The sequence below is a fragment of the Sphingomonas glacialis genome, from assembly GCF_014653575.1.
Taxonomy (GTDB): Bacteria; Pseudomonadota; Alphaproteobacteria; order Sphingomonadales; family Sphingomonadaceae; genus Sphingomonas; species Sphingomonas glacialis.
Genome location: NZ_BNAQ01000001.1, coordinates 812098 through 828025, shown reverse-complemented (window position 1 = coordinate 828025; position 15928 = coordinate 812098). Strand labels below are relative to the sequence as shown.

16 protein-coding genes and 1 tRNA gene are annotated in these 15928 nt (G+C 67.2%); 7 read left to right on the top strand and 10 right to left on the bottom strand.

All coding sequences use genetic code 11. The features are described from left to right. Positions 1-13: 13 nt before the first annotated feature. Positions 14-90, top strand: a tRNA-Arg gene (locus IE187_RS03920). A gap of 292 nt (positions 91-382) precedes the next feature. Here the strand turns inward: IE187_RS03920 and IE187_RS03915 are convergent. The 8 genes from IE187_RS03915 to IE187_RS03880 all read right to left on the bottom strand — a co-directional run bounded on the left by IE187_RS03915 (position 383) and on the right by IE187_RS03880 (position 8312). Beyond that, positions 383-1138, bottom strand: coding sequence for a 3'(2'),5'-bisphosphate nucleotidase CysQ (locus IE187_RS03915; RefSeq protein WP_308435269.1), 756 nt, complete (start codon positions 1136-1138; stop codon positions 383-385). Then, on the bottom strand, positions 1135-3153 hold the full coding sequence (gene cysN, locus IE187_RS03910) for a sulfate adenylyltransferase subunit CysN (protein WP_229839214.1): 2019 nt from the start codon (positions 3151-3153) through the stop codon (positions 1135-1137). Before cysN ends, IE187_RS03915 begins: the two co-directional genes overlap by 4 nt. Continuing rightward, positions 3153-4052, bottom strand: a complete 900-nt coding sequence (gene cysD / locus IE187_RS03905) for a sulfate adenylyltransferase subunit CysD (protein ID WP_189675172.1) — start codon at positions 4050-4052, stop codon at positions 3153-3155. Before cysD ends, cysN begins: the two co-directional genes overlap by 1 nt. A 68-nt stretch (positions 4053-4120) precedes the next feature. Beyond that, entirely contained in the window at positions 4121-4339 is a 219-nt protein-coding gene (locus tag IE187_RS03900; protein WP_133189103.1) for a hypothetical protein, read from the bottom strand. A gap of 94 nt (positions 4340-4433) precedes the next feature. After that, positions 4434-5450 (bottom strand): arginine N-succinyltransferase, encoded by a 1017-nt coding sequence (locus IE187_RS03895; RefSeq protein WP_189675171.1) that lies wholly within the window; start codon positions 5448-5450, stop codon positions 4434-4436. After that, complete coding sequence (locus tag IE187_RS03890; protein WP_189675170.1) at positions 5447-6655, bottom strand: hydrolase; 1209 nt, start codon at positions 6653-6655, stop codon at positions 5447-5449. Before IE187_RS03890 ends, IE187_RS03895 begins: the two co-directional genes overlap by 4 nt. A gap of 49 nt (positions 6656-6704) precedes the next feature. Beyond that, positions 6705-7184, bottom strand: a complete 480-nt coding sequence (locus IE187_RS03885) for an RNA pyrophosphohydrolase (protein ID WP_189675169.1) — start codon at positions 7182-7184, stop codon at positions 6705-6707. A gap of 171 nt (positions 7185-7355) precedes the next feature. Further along, positions 7356-8312, bottom strand: a complete 957-nt coding sequence (locus IE187_RS03880; protein ID WP_189675168.1) for an alpha/beta hydrolase — start codon at positions 8310-8312, stop codon at positions 7356-7358. Positions 8313-8347: 35 nt separating this feature from the next. On the opposite strand from IE187_RS03880, the gene IE187_RS03875 reads away from it, so the two are divergent. From IE187_RS03875 to IE187_RS03865, 3 genes are all read left to right on the top strand, one after another. Further along, the gene (locus IE187_RS03875) at positions 8348-9286 is read left to right on the top strand and encodes a histone deacetylase family protein (RefSeq protein WP_189675167.1); all 939 of its coding nucleotides are present in this window, start codon (positions 8348-8350) and stop codon (positions 9284-9286) included. A gap of 64 nt (positions 9287-9350) precedes the next feature. Then, complete coding sequence (locus IE187_RS03870) at positions 9351-10724, top strand: cryptochrome/photolyase family protein (RefSeq protein WP_189675166.1); 1374 nt, start codon at positions 9351-9353, stop codon at positions 10722-10724. A gap of 44 nt (positions 10725-10768) precedes the next feature. Then, a complete protein-coding gene (locus IE187_RS03865) occupies positions 10769-12010 on the top strand; it encodes an SAM-dependent methyltransferase (protein WP_189675165.1) in 1242 nt (413 codons plus the stop codon). 147 nt (positions 12011-12157) lie between these two features. Here IE187_RS03865 and IE187_RS03860 read toward each other — a convergent pair whose 3' ends face one another. Next, entirely contained in the window at positions 12158-12868 is a 711-nt protein-coding gene (locus tag IE187_RS03860; protein ID WP_189675164.1) for an SDR family NAD(P)-dependent oxidoreductase, read from the bottom strand. A 133-nt stretch (positions 12869-13001) separates the two neighbouring features. Then, positions 13002-14471, bottom strand: a complete 1470-nt coding sequence (gene purF, locus IE187_RS03855; protein ID WP_133189094.1) for an amidophosphoribosyltransferase — start codon at positions 14469-14471, stop codon at positions 13002-13004. Positions 14472-14601: 130 nt separating this feature from the next. Here purF and IE187_RS03850 point away from each other — a divergent pair, with 130 nt between their 5' ends. The 3 genes from IE187_RS03850 (at position 14602) to IE187_RS03840 (ending at position 15900) form a co-directional block, all read left to right on the top strand. After that, entirely contained in the window at positions 14602-14850 is a 249-nt protein-coding gene (locus IE187_RS03850) for a Rho termination factor N-terminal domain-containing protein (RefSeq protein ID WP_189675163.1), read from the top strand. Between the two features lie 145 nt (positions 14851-14995). Further along, positions 14996-15358 carry a phosphoribosyl-AMP cyclohydrolase gene (gene hisI, locus IE187_RS03845; RefSeq protein WP_189675162.1) on the top strand — a complete coding sequence of 121 codons (363 nt, stop codon included), beginning with the start codon at positions 14996-14998 and terminating at the stop codon, positions 15356-15358. Further along, positions 15358-15900: a hypothetical protein gene (locus IE187_RS03840; protein ID WP_189675161.1), complete on the top strand. Its 543-nt coding sequence runs from the start codon at positions 15358-15360 to the stop codon at positions 15898-15900. The genes hisI and IE187_RS03840 overlap by 1 nt, the downstream gene beginning before the upstream one ends. Positions 15901-15928: the final 28 nt, after the last annotated feature.

Sequence of the window (15928 nt, the reverse complement as noted above, 5' to 3'; positions counted from 1 at the left end):
GCGCCACTCCACTGCACCCATAGCTCAGCTGGATAGAGCATCAGACTACGAATCTGAGGGTCGGGCGTTCGAATCGCTCTGGGTGCACCACCTATTTCCGCCGAATGGCGGGCGATGAGCCGGGACAGAACTGTCCCGGCTTTTCTGCGTTCTGGGGGTGTCGGTGGGGGCACATCCTCAGCGTCCGACGTCACCCCGGCCTCGTGCCGGGGCCGACCGTGCCACGCGCGCTTGGCGGGCATGCTGTGCGGCACGGTGGACCCCGGGACGAGCCCGGGGTGACGAAGATGAGTGAGGTGTCGCGCTACGAAAGCAAGGGCGTCGCTGGCTCGCCGTGCGGCCCGGAGGACACCGGGATTAGCCCGGGGTGACGTATGGATGGTTAGGGCAGCAGGTGCGTCGCTGCGGCAACCGCCGCGAGCACGTGCTCGGCATATTCGCGGCGGCAGATCAGCAGATCGGGGAGCAGCGGGTTGCGGCAGTTATAGACCAGAGTGCTGCCATCGATTCGCGACGCGAACAGGCCGGCCGCCAGCGCGACTGCGACGGGGGCGCAATTGTCCCATTCATATTGCCCGCCGGCGTGGAGGTAGATCTCGGCATCGCCTTGCACCACCGCCATCGCCTTGGCGCCGGCCGACCCCATCGGCACGAGCTCGGCGCCGATCGCCTCGGCGACCGCGAGCACGACCGGGTGCGCGCGCGAGCGGCTGACGACCATGCGCGGGCGCTGTGGGGCCGCGGCGAACGGCTGGCGTGGATCGTCGGTCGCGAAGACGCGCTGGACCGCTGGCAGCGCGACAGCGCCCGTGACGGGCACGCCGTCGATTGCGAGGCCGATGTGGACCGCCCAATCCTCGCGCCGCTCGCGGAATTCGCGCGTGCCGTCGAGCGGATCGACCACCCAGACGCGTCGCGCGGCGCAGCGCAGGCCGTCGTCGGCGGCTTCTTCGGACAGGACGTAATCGTCGGGCCGCGCTTCGTGGAGCAGGCGGAGGATCAGCGTATTGGCATCCGTGTCACCGCGGTCGCCCAGCTCGGCATCGGGGCAGGCGCCAGCGACGCAGAGATCGCGCAGGACGTCGCCCGCGGCGAGCGCCACCGTGCGGGCGAGTTGGGCGTCGGTCTGATCGATCACAGGTCGTGACTCCATACGCCCATGATATGCTCGACGATCCGCTCGGCCGCCGCCTCGGGGCTCTCGCGCGTCGTGTCGACGCGGATGTCGGGATGCTCGGGCGCCTCGTACGGGCTCGAGATGCCGGTGAAGTTGGCGATCTGGCCGGCGCGGGCCTTGGCGTAGAGGCCCTTCACGTCGCGCGCCTCGGCCTCTGCCAGCGGCGTGTCGACGAAGATCTCGACGAACGCCCCCGGCAGCATCGCGCGCACCATGTCGCGCTCGGCGCGGAACGGCGAGATGAAGGCGGTGAGGACGATCAGCCCCGCATCGGTCATCAATTTGGCGACCTCGCCGATGCGGCGGATGTTCTCGACGCGGTCGGCATCGGTGAAGCCCAGATCCTTGTTGAGCCCGTGCCGCACATTGTCGCCATCGAGCAGGAAGCTGTGGCGGCCGAGCGCGAACAGCTTCTTCTCGACGAGATTGGCGATCGTCGATTTGCCCGAGCCCGACAGGCCGGTGAACCACAAAAGCCGCGGGGTCTGACCCTTCTGGTCGGCATGCGCGGCGTTGGTGATGTCGATCGCCTGCCAATGGACGTTCTGCGCGCGGCGCAGCGCGAAATCGAGCATCCCGGCGGCGACCGTCGCGTTGGTCGCGCGGTCGATCAGGATGAAGCCGCCGAGATCGGCGCCATCGGCAAAGGGTTCGAAGACGATGTCGCGGTCGGTATAGACCTCGGCCACGCCGATATCGTTGAGCCCGAGCGTCTTGACCGAGAGCTCGGCGAGCGTGTTGACGTCGATCGCGTGGCGCGGCTCCTGGACGGTCGCTCCAACCGTCTGCGTACCGAGCTTGAGCCAGTAGCTGCGCCCGGGCAGCAGCGGCGTTTCGGACATCCAGACGAGCGTCGCGCGGAACTGGTCGGCGACTTGGGGCGGCGCGTCGGCGAGCGCGATGACGTCGCCGCGCGAGCAATCGACCTCGTCGGCGAGCGTGAGCGTGACCGACTGGCCGGCAACCGCCTCGGGCAGATCGCCGTCCATCGTCACGATCCGCGCGACGGTCGTGGTGCGGCCCGAAGGCAGGATGCGGACCGCATCGCCGGGGCGAACGCTGCCGCTCGCGATCAGGCCGGAAAAACCGCGGAAATCGAGGTCGGGGCGGTTGACCCATTGCACCGGCAGCCGGAACGGGCGCGCTTGCGCGGCATCAGCCTCGACGTCGATCGTTTCGAGATGTTCGATCAGGGTCGGGCCATCGTACCACGGCATCTCGGTGGACGCGCTCGCGACATTGTCGCCGGCGAAGCCCGAGATCGGGATCGCGGTGAAGCGCTCGATCCCGATCGCGCTGGCGAAGGCGCGATAGTCGGCGACGATCGTGTCGAACACCGACTGGTCGTACTCGACCAGGTCCATCTTGTTCACCGCGAGCACGACATGGCGCAGCCGGAGCAGCTTGACGAGGAAGCTGTGGCGGCGGGTTTGGGGCAGCACGCCCTTGCGCGCGTCGATCAGGATCACCGCGGCGTCGGCGGTCGAGGCGCCGGTCACCATGTTGCGCGTGTATTGCTCGTGGCCAGGCGTGTCGGCGACGATGAACTTGCGCTTCTCGGTCGCGAAGAAGCGATAGGCGACGTCGATCGTGATGCCTTGCTCGCGCTCGGCGGCGAGGCCGTCGACGAGTAGCGCGAAGTCGATGTTCTGGCCTTGGGTGCCGACGCGCTTGCTGTCGGCCTCGAGCGCGGAGAGTTGATCGGCGAAGATCGCGCGGCTGTCATAGAGGAGGCGGCCGATCAGCGTCGATTTGCCGTCGTCGACCGAGCCGCAGGTGATGAAGCGGAGCAGCGACTTGTGCTGGTGCTGGAGGAGGTACGCGTCGATGTCCGACGCGATGAGGGAGTCGGGGGTATATTCGTCACCCCGGCGAAGGCCGGGGTCGCCGGATGGCGGCGGGGTGGCCGGCGTTTCGCGCTCCAACGCGGTGGCTCCGGCCTTCGCCGGGGCGACGAGGTCTGGCTTGGCGCCCATCAGAAATACCCCTCGGCTTTTTTCTTCTCCATGCTGGCGCTCTGATCGTGATCGATCGCGCGGCCCTGCCGTTCGGAGGTGGTGGTAAGCAGCATTTCCTGGATCACTTCAGGCAGCGTCGTCGCTTGGCTCTCGACCGCGCCGGTCAGCGGATAGCAGCCGAGCGTGCGGAAGCGGATCGAGCGATCGACCGGGACTTCGCCGGGTTCGAGCCGGAAGCGGTCGTCATCGACCATCAGCAGCATCCCGTCGCGCTCGACCGTCGGGCGCGGCGCGGCGAGGTACAGCGGGACGATCTCGATCTGCTCGGCGAGGATATATTGCCAGATGTCGAGCTCGGTCCAATTCGACAGCGGGAAGACGCGGATGCTCTCTCCCTTGGCCTTCTTGGCATTGTAGAGGTGCCACAGCTCGGGGCGCTGCGCCTTGGGATCCCAGCGCTGGCTGGCCGAACGGAAGCTGAAGATCCGCTCCTTGGCGCGGCTCTTCTCCTCGTCCCGCCGCGCGCCGCCGAACGCGACGTCGAAGCCGCCAGCCGTCAGTGCCTGCTTGAGCCCTTCGGTCTTCCAGATGTCGGTGTGGCGGCTGCCATGGTCGAACGGATTGATCCCCTGCGCGACCGCGTCGGGGTTCTGGTGGACGATCAACTCCATCCCCGCCGCAACCGCTGCGCGTTCGCGCAATTCGTACATCGCGCGGAATTTCCAGGTCGTGTCGACATGGAGCAGCGGGAAGGGTGGCTTGCCCGGAAAAAACGCTTTCCGGGCAAGATGCAGCATCACCGCCGAATCCTTGCCGACCGAATAGAGCATCACCGGGCGCTCGGCCTCGGCGACGACTTCGCGCAGGATGTGGATGCTTTCGGCCTCGAGCCGCTGGAGGTGGGTGAGGGTCGTCATGCTGCGTTGCAGATAGTGCAGAAACGCCGCCGCGCGATCAACTTATCCTGTTGGCGTCTAAAGCGCGCTCACGCCTCGGCGTTGCGCTCGACCGAATCGAGGATGCGGGCTCCCGCCATGAACACTGCGATCGGGCAGACCGCGAACAGCAGCCAGCCACCGATGCCGGGATATTGCGAAAGATAGTGCACCCCGCGCTCGACCGCGCCGAGCGCCAGCGCGTAGATCACCGCAAAGGCTTCGAACTTGGTCTTGATGACGAACAGGCTGGAGATCTTGGTCCACATGCAACATTGATAAGCAAAGAGCGGGCCAAGCGCTGTTTCGCGTGGGTTTTCGTGTACGAAGATGGTTACCTGTCAGTTAACCCGACACCCGGGGTCAGGTGCGGGCGACGTGGCTCACGACGAAATCCTCGCTCACGCGCAACGCATCGGCGGTGGCGTGATCGAGCACCACGCCGCCGTCGCACGGACGGACATTGCCATAGGCGCAGCGGAACTCGGCGAGTCGGCCGTGCGCGACAAGCGCGGGATCGCCGCCATCGCCGTCGAGCGCGATGATCCGCGACGACCGCGCATCGCGCACGGTGCGGACCTGGTCGGTCTTGGCGATCATCGTCGGGCCGCCGTCAAAAATATCGACATAGTTCTCGTAGGCGAAGCCTTCGTTCTCGAGCATCCGCATCGCCGCGCGGCCCGAGGGATGCGGCAGGCCGATCACCGCACGCGCGCTCTCGGGGAGCATCGCGATATAGACCGGGTGTTTGGGGAACAGATCGGCGATGAATTGGTGGCCGCGCACCGCGTTGAATTGATCGGCGTCCTGGAAGTTCATCCCGAAGAAGCGCCCCGCGAGCCCGTCCCAGAAGGGCGATCCGCCCGCTTCGTCGATGATCCCGCGCAGCTCCGCCAGCACGCGATCGGCAAAGCGCGCGCGATGTGCCGCGATGAACAGGTAGCGGCTGCGCGCGAGCAGCATGCCGAGCCCGCCGGCGCGCTCGCCGGGATGGAGGAACAAGCCGCCGACTTCGCTGCAGCCCTCGAGATCGGTGGTCAGCCCGAGCATGTCGGCGCGGAAGGTGCGGCCGAGCTCCTTGCTGTGCTGCGTCAGCGTGCCGAGGCGATAGCTGTAGAACGGATAGCTCTGCCCAACATGCGTGAAGATCTGGCAGGTGCCGCGCACCTCGCCGGTTGCGACGTTTTCGAGCACGAGCACGAACAGGTCGTCGGCCTTGCCATCGTCGCTGCGGGCGAAGGCGGCGGCGCTGCGATCGAGCTTGGCCTTGAGCGCGGTGCGATCGGGCGGAAGGTTGGTGAAGCCGCCGCCGGTGAGCTTGGCCATTTCGTAGAGCGGCTGGAGATCGCTGTCGCGCGCGGCGCGGATCACGTGGGTCACAATAAGCCCTTTTCGGCAAGGCGCAGGATCGTCAGCGCCGAGAGCGCGGCGCGTTCGGGGAGCGAATCGACGATGAGGAATTCGTCGGTCGAATGGATCGCGCCGCCCCGCGCACCCATCGTGTCGACGACGGGGACGCCGCAGGCGGCGATGGTGTTGCCGTCGCACACCCCGCCGGTCGCGCGCCACGCGATATGGAGGCCGAGCGCGGCGCCGCATTCCTTGACGAGCGCGAAAAGCTTGGCGGCGCCGGGGTCGATCGGCTTGGGTGGGCGGTTGAAGCTGCCGTGGACCGCGATCGTCACGTCGTGCGCGGCGGCGACTTCGGCCACCAGCGTGTCGATGGCCGCCTGCGCGCGCGCGATTTCGGTATGGTCGGCCGGGCGGAAATTGATCCGCAGCACGGCGTGGTCGGGCACGACGTTGTTCGGCCCGCCGCCCTCGATCCGCGCGGGATTGACCGCGAGCGCGGGCGAGCGGACGGCGAACAGCCGCACCGCGAGGTCCGACGCCGCGACGATCGCGTTGCGGCCTTCGTCCGGGTTGCGGCCGGCATGCGCGCTCTTGCCGGTGACGACGATCGAGAAATTCCCAGTGCCGCCGCGCGCGCCCGCCAGCGTGCCGTCGGGCAAGGCTGGTTCGTAGGTCAGCGCGGCGAGTTTGCCGCGTGCCGCGCGCGCGATCAGAGCCGAGGAGGAGAAGGAGCCGGTTTCCTCATCGGAATTGATGACGACTTCATAGCCGATCCGCGCTGCGAGCGGGCTCACCTCGACCGCCTTCAACGCCGCGAGCATCACCGCGAGCCCGGCCTTCATGTCGGCGACGCCCGGGCCGTTGAGCGTGCCGTCGTCGCGGAAGGTCAGCGTCTGGAAAGCGTGGTCGACCGGATAGACCGTGTCCATGTGGCCGGTCAGCAGCAGCTGCACCGGCGCATCGGGGCGGACGACGAGATGCAAATGCTTGCCGTGATCGAGCGTGGTGACGGTCCCGTCGGCGGCGACGCTCTCGGCGGTGTCCCCCGTGACGAGCGCGAGCTCCCCCGGCAGCGCGCCGAACGCCGCCGCGAGCTTATCCGCCACCGCCGCCAGCCCGGCCAGATTGCGCGTGCCGCTGTTGATCGCCGACCAGGCCTCGACCTGTGCCAGCATCGGCTGCGTCGCGACATAGGCGACGGCCGCGCGGTCTGTTTCTGTCATCCCCACCATAGGCTCGGTCTAGCCGGTCTGCGCGGTACGCTCCACCCCTGGCACCGCGTCAGGACAGATGCGGCGCGAAGGCAGCGAGGACGTCCTCGTACAGCGTCTTCTTGAACGGGACGATCACGTCGGGGAGCGTCTCGGGGCGGATCCATTGCCAGGATTTGAACTCGGGATGCTCGGTCGCGATGTCGATATCGGCGTCGCTGCCAAGGAAACGGTAGAGGAACCAGCGCTGCCGCTGCCCGCGCCACTTGCCTTTCCAGACGCGGCCAACGAGCTCTTCGGGCAGATCGTAGAACAATTCGTGCGGCGCGGCGGCGATCAGTTCGACATGCTTAGGCGCGATGCCGGTTTCCTCGCCGAGTTCGCGCAAAGCCGTGGCCTCGGGGTCCTCGCCATCGTCGATCCCGCCTTGCGGCATTTGCCACGCTTCGACTTCGGCATCGATCCGCTGGCCGACGAAGACGAGGCCGTCGGCGTTGAGCAGCATGATTCCGGCGCATGGGCGATAAGGCAAGGTGGTGGGGTCGGTCATTGGGGACTTTCGTTAGGAAATCCTCCCGCGCGGAACGGGGGAGGGGGACCCTGAGCATTCAGCGAGGGGTGGAGGCGGGCTATCCGCGAGCGGTACGCGTGTGGCGGCCCCCCTTCACCACCAGCCTGAAGGAGGCTGGCTGTCCGCCTCCCCGGTTCCCGGGGGGGGGGATTAAAGGGCTTCGGCGATCAGCGTTTTTGCGGCGGCCAGCGCACCAGCGACATCCTCCGCCGAAGACGGGATCGCTTTGCGCAGCGTGATGAAACCGTGGATGTTGCCGACCGCCTCGCGGAAGACGACCGGAACGCCCGCCTCCGCCAATGCCGCGGCATAGGCACGGCCCTGGTCGCGGATCGGGTCGAGGCTCGCGGTCACCACGACCGCGGGCGGCATGCCCGCAAGGTCGCCCTTGAGCGGCGACGTGCGGATATGCTCGGCTTCGGCCTGATAGGCGGCGTTGAACCATTCCATGCTGTCGCGCGTCAGCAGGAAGCCGTCGGCGAACTGCGTGTAGGAGGGATACTCGCGGCTCGTGTCGGTCGCGGGATAGAAAGGCAGTTGCGCAATCACCGGCACCGCCGCGGGCGCATCGCGCAGCGCCACCGCGGTGACGATCGCGAGATTGCCGCCGGCGCTGTCGCCGCAGACGATCAGGCCGGTGACAGACCGACCGAGCGCCTCAGGGCTCGCCGCCGCCCAGCGTGCCGCCGCCTCGCAATCGTCTGGTGCGGCGGGCCAGGGGCTTTCGGGCGCGAGGCGATAATCGACCGCGAGCACGGGCAAGTCGAGGCTGCGCGAGACTTCGGCGCAGAAGCTCGCATGCGTGTCGAGATCGCCGATCACGAAGCCGCCGCCGTGGAAGAACAGGACGAGCGGCCCCGCCGCGCGCGTCGCAGCGGTGTCGAACAGCCGCGCGGGAATGTCGCCGGCAGGGCCGGGGATCTTCACGTCGGTGATCGTCGCGAGCTCGCCGACCGGCGGATCGGCAATGTCCTTCATCGCGGCATAGGTCGCGCGCGCGGCGGGTGCCTCGAGCTGGTGCATCTTGGGGCCGGGAATATTATTGAGGAAAGCGAGGAAGCCCGCGACATCGGGGCGCACATACGGATCGGTCACGCTGCTCTCCATCTGGTCTATGCCGTGTTTGCTCCTACCTAGGGGGGATGATCGCGGTCGTCCATCACCCAGCCTATGTTGCGAACGGCCAGGCGGCCAACCCGAGCCAGCTCAGCAAGAATGCCGCGATTCGGGATCTGCTGCGTACGCATGGGAGCGCGATCGACTGGCACGAACCCGAGCCGATGCCGCTCCACTGGCTCGAGGCGACGCACGATCCCGCCTATGTCGCCGAAGTGCTCGAAGCCCGCGTCCCGCGCGAGAAGGAGCGGCGGATCGGCTTTGCGGTGACGCCGAGCGTCGCGGCGCGCGCGCAGGTCGTGCCGGCAGGGACGTGGCTCGCGGCGCGGCTCGCGCTCGAGCGTGGGTTCGCCGCCAATAGTGCGGGCGGGAGCCATCATGCGCTCGCCGAGACCGGGGCTGGGTATTGCGTGTTCAACGATCTCGCGATCGCGGCGGTGCGGCTGATCGAGGAAGGCGATGTCGCGCGCGTGCTGATCGTCGATTGCGACGTGCATCAAGGTGATGGCACGGCGGCGCTCACCGCCGGGCGGCCGGGAATCGCGACCTATTCGATCCATGCCGAGAAGAACTTCCCGGCGCGGAAAGCCCGTTCGAGCCTCGACGTGCCGCTTGCCGACGGGATCGGCGATGCCGTGTATCTCGCGACGCTCGAAGCGACGCTGCTGCCGCTGATTCGCGACTATCGGCCAGACCTGATCCTTTACCAGGCGGGGATCGATCCGCTCGCGGGCGACCGGCTCGGTCGGCTCGCGCTGACACCCGAGGGGCTTGTTGCGCGCGACCGCTTCATCGCCGAAGCCGCCGCAACGCGCGGCATCGCGCTCGCGAGCACGGTCGGGGGCGGGTATGGCGACGACGTCCGCGCGCTCGCCGCGACGCATGTCGCGGTGATCCTGACCTTGGGGCGGGCATATCACGCGGCGCGGGCCACTCCGGGAACGATGGCGCTCCCGTCAAGTTGAGCATGACGGAAGCGGGGCAGGGTGCCTAAAGAGGTGCCGCTCCCGTTCGTTTGTGAGGCAACGCTTGACCGATTCCGTTCTTCTCTGGCTGCGCCGCGACTTGCGACTGGCCGACCAGCCCGCCTTGCTCGCTGCGATCGAGGATGGGGCGGTGATCCCGGTCTACATCCTCGATGACGACACGCCGAAACACTATGCGATGGGCGGCGCGTCGCGCTGGTGGCTGCATCACAGCCTCGAAAGCCTCGATGCCGCTTTGCGCGCGAAGGGATCGCGGCTGATCCTGCGGCGCGGGGTGTGCGATGTCGAACTGGCCAAGCTCGCAGAGGAAACCGGGGCGAAACGCGTCCATGCGATCCGCCATTTCGAGCCGTGGTGGCGAAATGCCGAGCGCGCGGTGGCGAAGCGGCTCGATCTGGCGTGCCACGACGGCAATTATCTCGCGCCGCCGGGCTCGGTGACGACGGGCTCGGGCGGGCAGTACAAGATTTTCACGCCGTTCTGGCGCGCGCTCAAGGCGACACTGCCGCCGCCCGAACCGAGCCACGTGCCCGCGCATATTTCCGCGCCGACGCACTGGCCGAAGAGCGATTCGCTGGCCGACTGGGACCTGCTGCCGACCAAGCCCGACTGGTCGACCGGGTTCGGCAAGGAATGGACGCCCGGCGAAAAGGGCGCGCACAAACGCATGAAGGCGTTCGCGGATCATGCCGACCGCTATGACGAGACGCGCAACCTGCCCTCGGTCGAGGGCAGCTCGCGACTGTCGCCGCATCTGCATTTCGGCGAAGTGTCGGCGGCGCAAGTGTGGCACGCGGTCGCCGATGCGGGGGGCTCGGTCGATGTCTTCCTGAGCGAGATTGGGTGGCGCGATTATGCGCAGACCGTCATCCAGCAATATCCCGATTATGGTACCAAGAACGGTCGCGACACGCTCGACGACCTCGGCTGGCGGACGGGCAAGTCCGCCGATGCCGATCTCGAGGCGTGGCAGCAGGGCCGCACCGGCTATCCGATCGTCGATGCCGGGATGCGTCAGCTGTGGACGACGGGCTGGATGCACAACCGCGTGCGGATGATCACCGCGAGCTTCCTTATCAAGCATCTGCTGATCGACTGGCGCAAGGGCGAGCGCTGGTTCTGGGATTGCCTGGTCGATGCCGATTACGGATCGAACGCGGTCAACTGGCAATGGACCGCAGGCACCGGGATCGATTCGAACATGTTCGTGCGGATCATGGCGCCGCTCGTCCAGTCGCCGAAATTCGATGCCGGGGACTATATCCGCGAGTGGGTGCCCGAGCTTGCCGGCATCAAGGGCGATGCCGTCCACGATCCCGAAGAGGCCGGCTGTCGCCCGCGTGGCTACCCCGCAAAAATCATCGGGCATCGCGAGGCACGCGAGCGGGCGCTCGAGGCGGCACGCCAGGCGCGCTGAAAATCCCGTTGCGGTACGCGGGCATGGATGCGAGGGGGCGCGCGATGCTTGGGGCCTTCTCGAAATTGTTTCACCGCCTGCTCGACCGGATCGACGCGGGTCTGGTCGCGGGATCGCTTGCCGCGCACTTGCCCGACGGGCGCGACCGGTTGCTGGGCGGCCGTGCGCCGGGGCCGGCGGCGGTGGTCGATCTGCGCAGCTGGCGCGCGCTGCTGCGGCTGGCGACGGGGGGATCGGCGGGCTGGTACGTCGCCTGGTCCAAGGGCGAATGGGCGAGCCCCGATCCGACCGTGCTGTTCGAGCTGTTCATGCGCAACCGCGTGACGCTCGGCGGCACCGCGCGCTCGGGCGGGGTGATCCGCACGCTGCGGCGTATCGCGAACAGCCGGCGGCGCAACTCGCGCGTCGGCGCGCGGCGTAACATCGAGTTCCACTATGATCTCGGCAACGATTTCTACCGCGTCTGGCTCGACCCGAGCCTGACCTATTCGAGCGCCTTGTTCGCCGAGCCGGTGTCGGCGGCGGAAAGTCTAGAGGTTGCGCAGGCGACGAAGATCGACGCGATCCTCGACCGGCTGGCGGTGGCGCCGGGGGACCGCGTGCTCGAGATCGGGTGTGGCTGGGGCGCGTTTGCGGAAGCCGCGGCGCGGCGCGGGCTCAGCGTCGATGCGATCACGCTGTCGGCCGAGCAGGAGCTGGCGGTGCAGCAGCGGATCGCCGCGGCCGGCTTGAGCGACGTGACGGTCTCGCGGATCGACTATCGCGACGTTACCGGCGAATACGATGCGGTCGCTTCGATCGAAATGGTCGAAGCGGTCGGGCAGGAATATTGGCCGGCCTATCTCGCCGCGGTCGCGCGCGCGCTCAAGCCCGGCGGCCGCGCGGCGCTGCAGTACATCACGATCGATGACGCGATCTTCCCGGCCTATGCCGAGAATGTCGATTTCATTCAGCGCTACATCTTTCCCGGCGGAATGCTGCTCTCGGAGAGCCGCTTTCGGGCGCTTGCCGAGGCGGAAGGGCTCGAGTGGCAGGACAATCGCACCTTCGGGCTGCATTATGCCGAGACGCTGCGGCGCTGGCGTGTGGCGTTCGATGATGCGGTCGCGGCCGGGCGGTTGCCGGACAAGTTCGACCGGTCGTTCATCGACTTGTGGCGCTATTATCTGATGTATTGCGAAGGCGGTTTTCGCGGCGGCGGGATCGATGTCGCACATGTCACGCTGGTGAAGATTTCCCCTCCCGCTTGCGAGTTTGAGGTCGGTCATGCCCCCGGCATGACCTGAACGATGCGGGGCATCGTTCACCTCAAACTGGGTTAGGGGAGGGGCGTGCCTCGCGCGCCGCGCCCTCCGGCATTTCCCTCCCCCAGCCCCTCCGGCAAGCGGGAGGGGAGTTTTGAGGGCTTCCCTCCCGGAAGCGTGAGGGGAACTCTATTCGACGCGTTCGAAATGTCCGGTCGCGAAATCCTCGGTCAGCAAAGCGACGATCCGGTCCGCCACCACCGACGGATCCTTGACCGACTTGGGGTCTTCGCCCGGATAGGCCTTGTGGCGCATCGCGGTGCGCGTCGCGCCGGGGTCGATGATCGCGGTGCGGACCTTGCTGATCAGCTCCATCTCGTCGCCATACGCCGAAAGCAGCGTCTCGAACGCCGCCTTCGATGCGCCATACATTCCCCAATAGGCGCGCGGCTTGCGCCCGACGCTGGATGTGAGGCCGATCACCCGGCCGTGCGCCGATTTGCGCAGCATCGGGTCGAACGCCGCAATCAGCGCGGCCTGCGCGCTGACGTTGAGCGTAAGCACCTGCGCCATCTCCTTGGCGTCGATCGCTGGGACGGCGGACAATTGCCCGAGCATCGCGGCGTTGAGCACCAGGATGTCGAGCGCGGGCCAGCGCTCGCCGATAGCGGTGCCGAGGCGCGCGATGCTGTCGGTCTCGGTCAGGTTGAGCGGTGCGATCGTCGCCGATCCGCCCGCGTCGAAGATCGCGTTTTCGACGGTCTCGAGGCCCGCCGCGGTGCGCGCGGTGATCACGACATGTGCGCCCGCCGCGCCGAGCGCGAGTGCGGTTGCAGCGCCGATCCCGCGGCTTGCGCCAGTGACGAGGGCAACTTGATTGGCGAGTGGCTTGTCGGTCATTCGGGGCTCTCTCCCTTTGAGCCCCTCCCCTTCAGGGGAGGGGTTTGGGGGTGGGGACGTGCCTCGCAGAGCGCCAGCGCCCGTTACTTCCCCACCCCAACCCCTCCCCTGAAGGGGAGGGGCTATATGTCGCTTAAATGACGCGTTCCGCGAGCAGCGCGAACTGGTCGACCGAGGACACGTCATCCTGGTCGGTCAGGCTGGTCGGGTAATCGCCGGTGAAGCAGGCGTCGCAATGGCTCGGCCGGATCGCGTTGCGCTGCGGCTCGCCGAGCGCCTTGTACAAGCCATCGATCGAGACGAAGGCGAGGCTGTCGGCCTTGATATACGCTGCCATTTCCTCGAGATTCTTCGTCGCGGCGAGCAGCTTGGCGCGCTCGGGCGTGTCGACGCCGTAGAAGCACGAATGCCGCGTCGGCGGGCTGGCGATGCGCATATGCACCTCGGCCGCGCCGGCTTCGCGCATCATCTCGACGATCTTGAGGCTGGTCGTCCCGCGCACGATCGAATCGTCGATCAGCACGATCTTCTTGCCCGCGATCAGCGCGCGATTGGCATTGTGCTTCAGTTTCACGCCGAGGTGGCGGACCTTGTCGCTCGGCTGGATGAAGGTGCGCCCGACATAATGCGAGCGGATGATGCCGAGCTCGAAGGGAATGCCCGATTCCTGCGCGTAGCCCAGCGCCGCCGGCGTGCCCGAATCGGGGACCGGGATGACGAGGTCGGCCTCGACCGGGCTCTCGATCGCCAGCTGCGCGCCGATCGCCTTGCGCACGGTGTAGACGCTGCGATCCTCCGAGATCGAATCGGGGCGCGAGAAATAGACATATTCGAAGATGCACGGCCGCGCCGCGACGGGCGCGAAGGGGCGGTGCGAGGTGATCTCGGTGCCCTTGACCATCACCAGTTCGCCCGGATCGATCGAACGGACGAAGGTCGCACCCACGACGTCGAGCGCGACAGTCTCCGACGCGAAGATGATCGACCCGCCATCGGGGCCATCGATCTTGCCCATCACGAGCGGACGGATGCCGAGCGGATCGCGGCAGGCGATCATGCCCTCGGGCGTCATAACGATCAGCGAATAGGCGCCTTCGACGCGCTTGAGCGCATCGATGAACTTGTCGACGGTGGTGCGATAGTTCGAGGTCGCGACGAGATGGATGATCGTCTCGGTGTCGCTGGTCGACTGGAAGATCGATCCGCGCCGCACCAGATCGCGCCGCAGCCGCAACGCGTTAGAGATGTTGCCGTTGTGCGCGATCGCGAAACCGCCCGAGGCGAGATCGGCGTAGAGCGGCTGCACGTTGCGCAACGCCGTCTCGCCGGTCGTCGAGTAGCGGACATGGCCGCAAGCGACCGAGCCGCGCAACGGGACCATGATGTCCTCGCGGTCGAAATTGCCCGCGACATGCCCCATCGCGCGATGGGTGTGGAACTCCACCCCGTCGAAGCTGGTGATGCCGGCCGCCTCCTGGCCGCGGTGCTGCAGCGCGTGCAGCCCGAGCGCAACCAGCCGGGCCGCGTCGGTCGCGCCGGAAATGCCGAAAATGCCGCACTCTTCGTGCAGCGTGTCGTCTTCATGTGGGTTCGTGGTCAGCATATCGCCCTTCGGGGGTAGCGCTCGCGGTGGCATATAGGGAGGGCTCCGGGGTTTGTCGCGCTTTTGTAACAACGCGCGGAGCGTTTGGTCGCATCGCGGGTTTTTTGGCGTTGAATAGCAGGAGGTTGCGGTGGCGAAGGATCATGGACCGAGCGTCAAGGACGATACGCTCTACGAGGATCTGCGCCGCGACGGCGCGTCGAAGGAAAAAGCCGCGCGAATCGCGAATGCCAAGGCGGCGGGGACGATCGACCATCGCGCGACTGCGCTCGAGGATCGAACGAAGGACGATCTGATGAGGGAAGCGCGCGAGATAGGCATTCCCGGCCGATCGAAGATGACCAAGGCGGAATTGGTGAAGGCGATTCGCAAGGCGTGAGTATCCCGCCCGTCACCCCGGCCTTTTGGCGGGGGCCACCGTGCAACGCGCGCGGCCGCTTGAACCCAAACGCGGGATTGCCGCCCGGTGGACCTCGGCACAGGGCCGGGGTGACGGAAGGGGGGAGCGGCGCTATTGGCAAGATATGTCAGATCCCCGCGAAACCGGCCTCGTGCTGGACCCGAAATACGATGCCGCCGGCTTGATCACTGCGGTCGCAACCGATCGCGTGACCGGCGACGTCCTGATGCTCGCCCATATGAATGCCGAAGCGCTGGCGCTGACGGTGGAAACCGGGGTCGCGCACTTCTGGTCGCGAAGTCGGGCTGCGCTGTGGAAGAAAGGCGAGACCTCGGGGCACGTGCTCCAGGTCCGCGACATGCGGATCGATTGCGATCAGGATGCCGTGTGGCTGATCGTCGATCCCGCTGGCCCTGCGTGCCACACCGGCGCGCGCAGCTGTTTCTACCGCCGCATAGAGGGCGATCGGCTGGCATTGGCGGAATGATGCCGAGGCGGCGCACGCGCGCATGGGGGAGGGCGCAGGTCGCGCTTGTCCTACTGAACCTGCTGCTGGCCGGATGCCATCGTGGCGCATCGGATCCGGCCGCGTCGCCGACCCCGCAGGGGCTCGAAGCCGCCGCGATCCAGGCGGGCGTCATTCCCGACCCGGCAAGCACCGATCTCACCGGCGTCTATGCGACCGGGAACGACCGGATCTGCATCGTGCCAAGCGCGAAGGCGTATCGGATCGGCGTCTTCGTCGATTATGACGAGACGCAGAATTGCGGCGGATCGGGCGTCGTCACGCGCGACGGCGACACGCTGCACGTGACACTCGGCGCGAGCGGCGATGGCTGCACAATGGATGCGCGGTTCGAGGGCGATCGCATCGTTTTCCCGCCGCGCGTTCCCGACGCGTGCCAGAAGGCGTGCCGCGGTCGCGCGTCGATCGCCGCGCTCGATGTGACGCGGCTGAGTGAATCGGCGTCGGAAGCTGCAACGCTGCGCGACGCGCGGGGGCGTTTGCTGTGTGGGGATGGCGGGTAGCCTAGCCGCGGGTTCGCGACGGACTGGT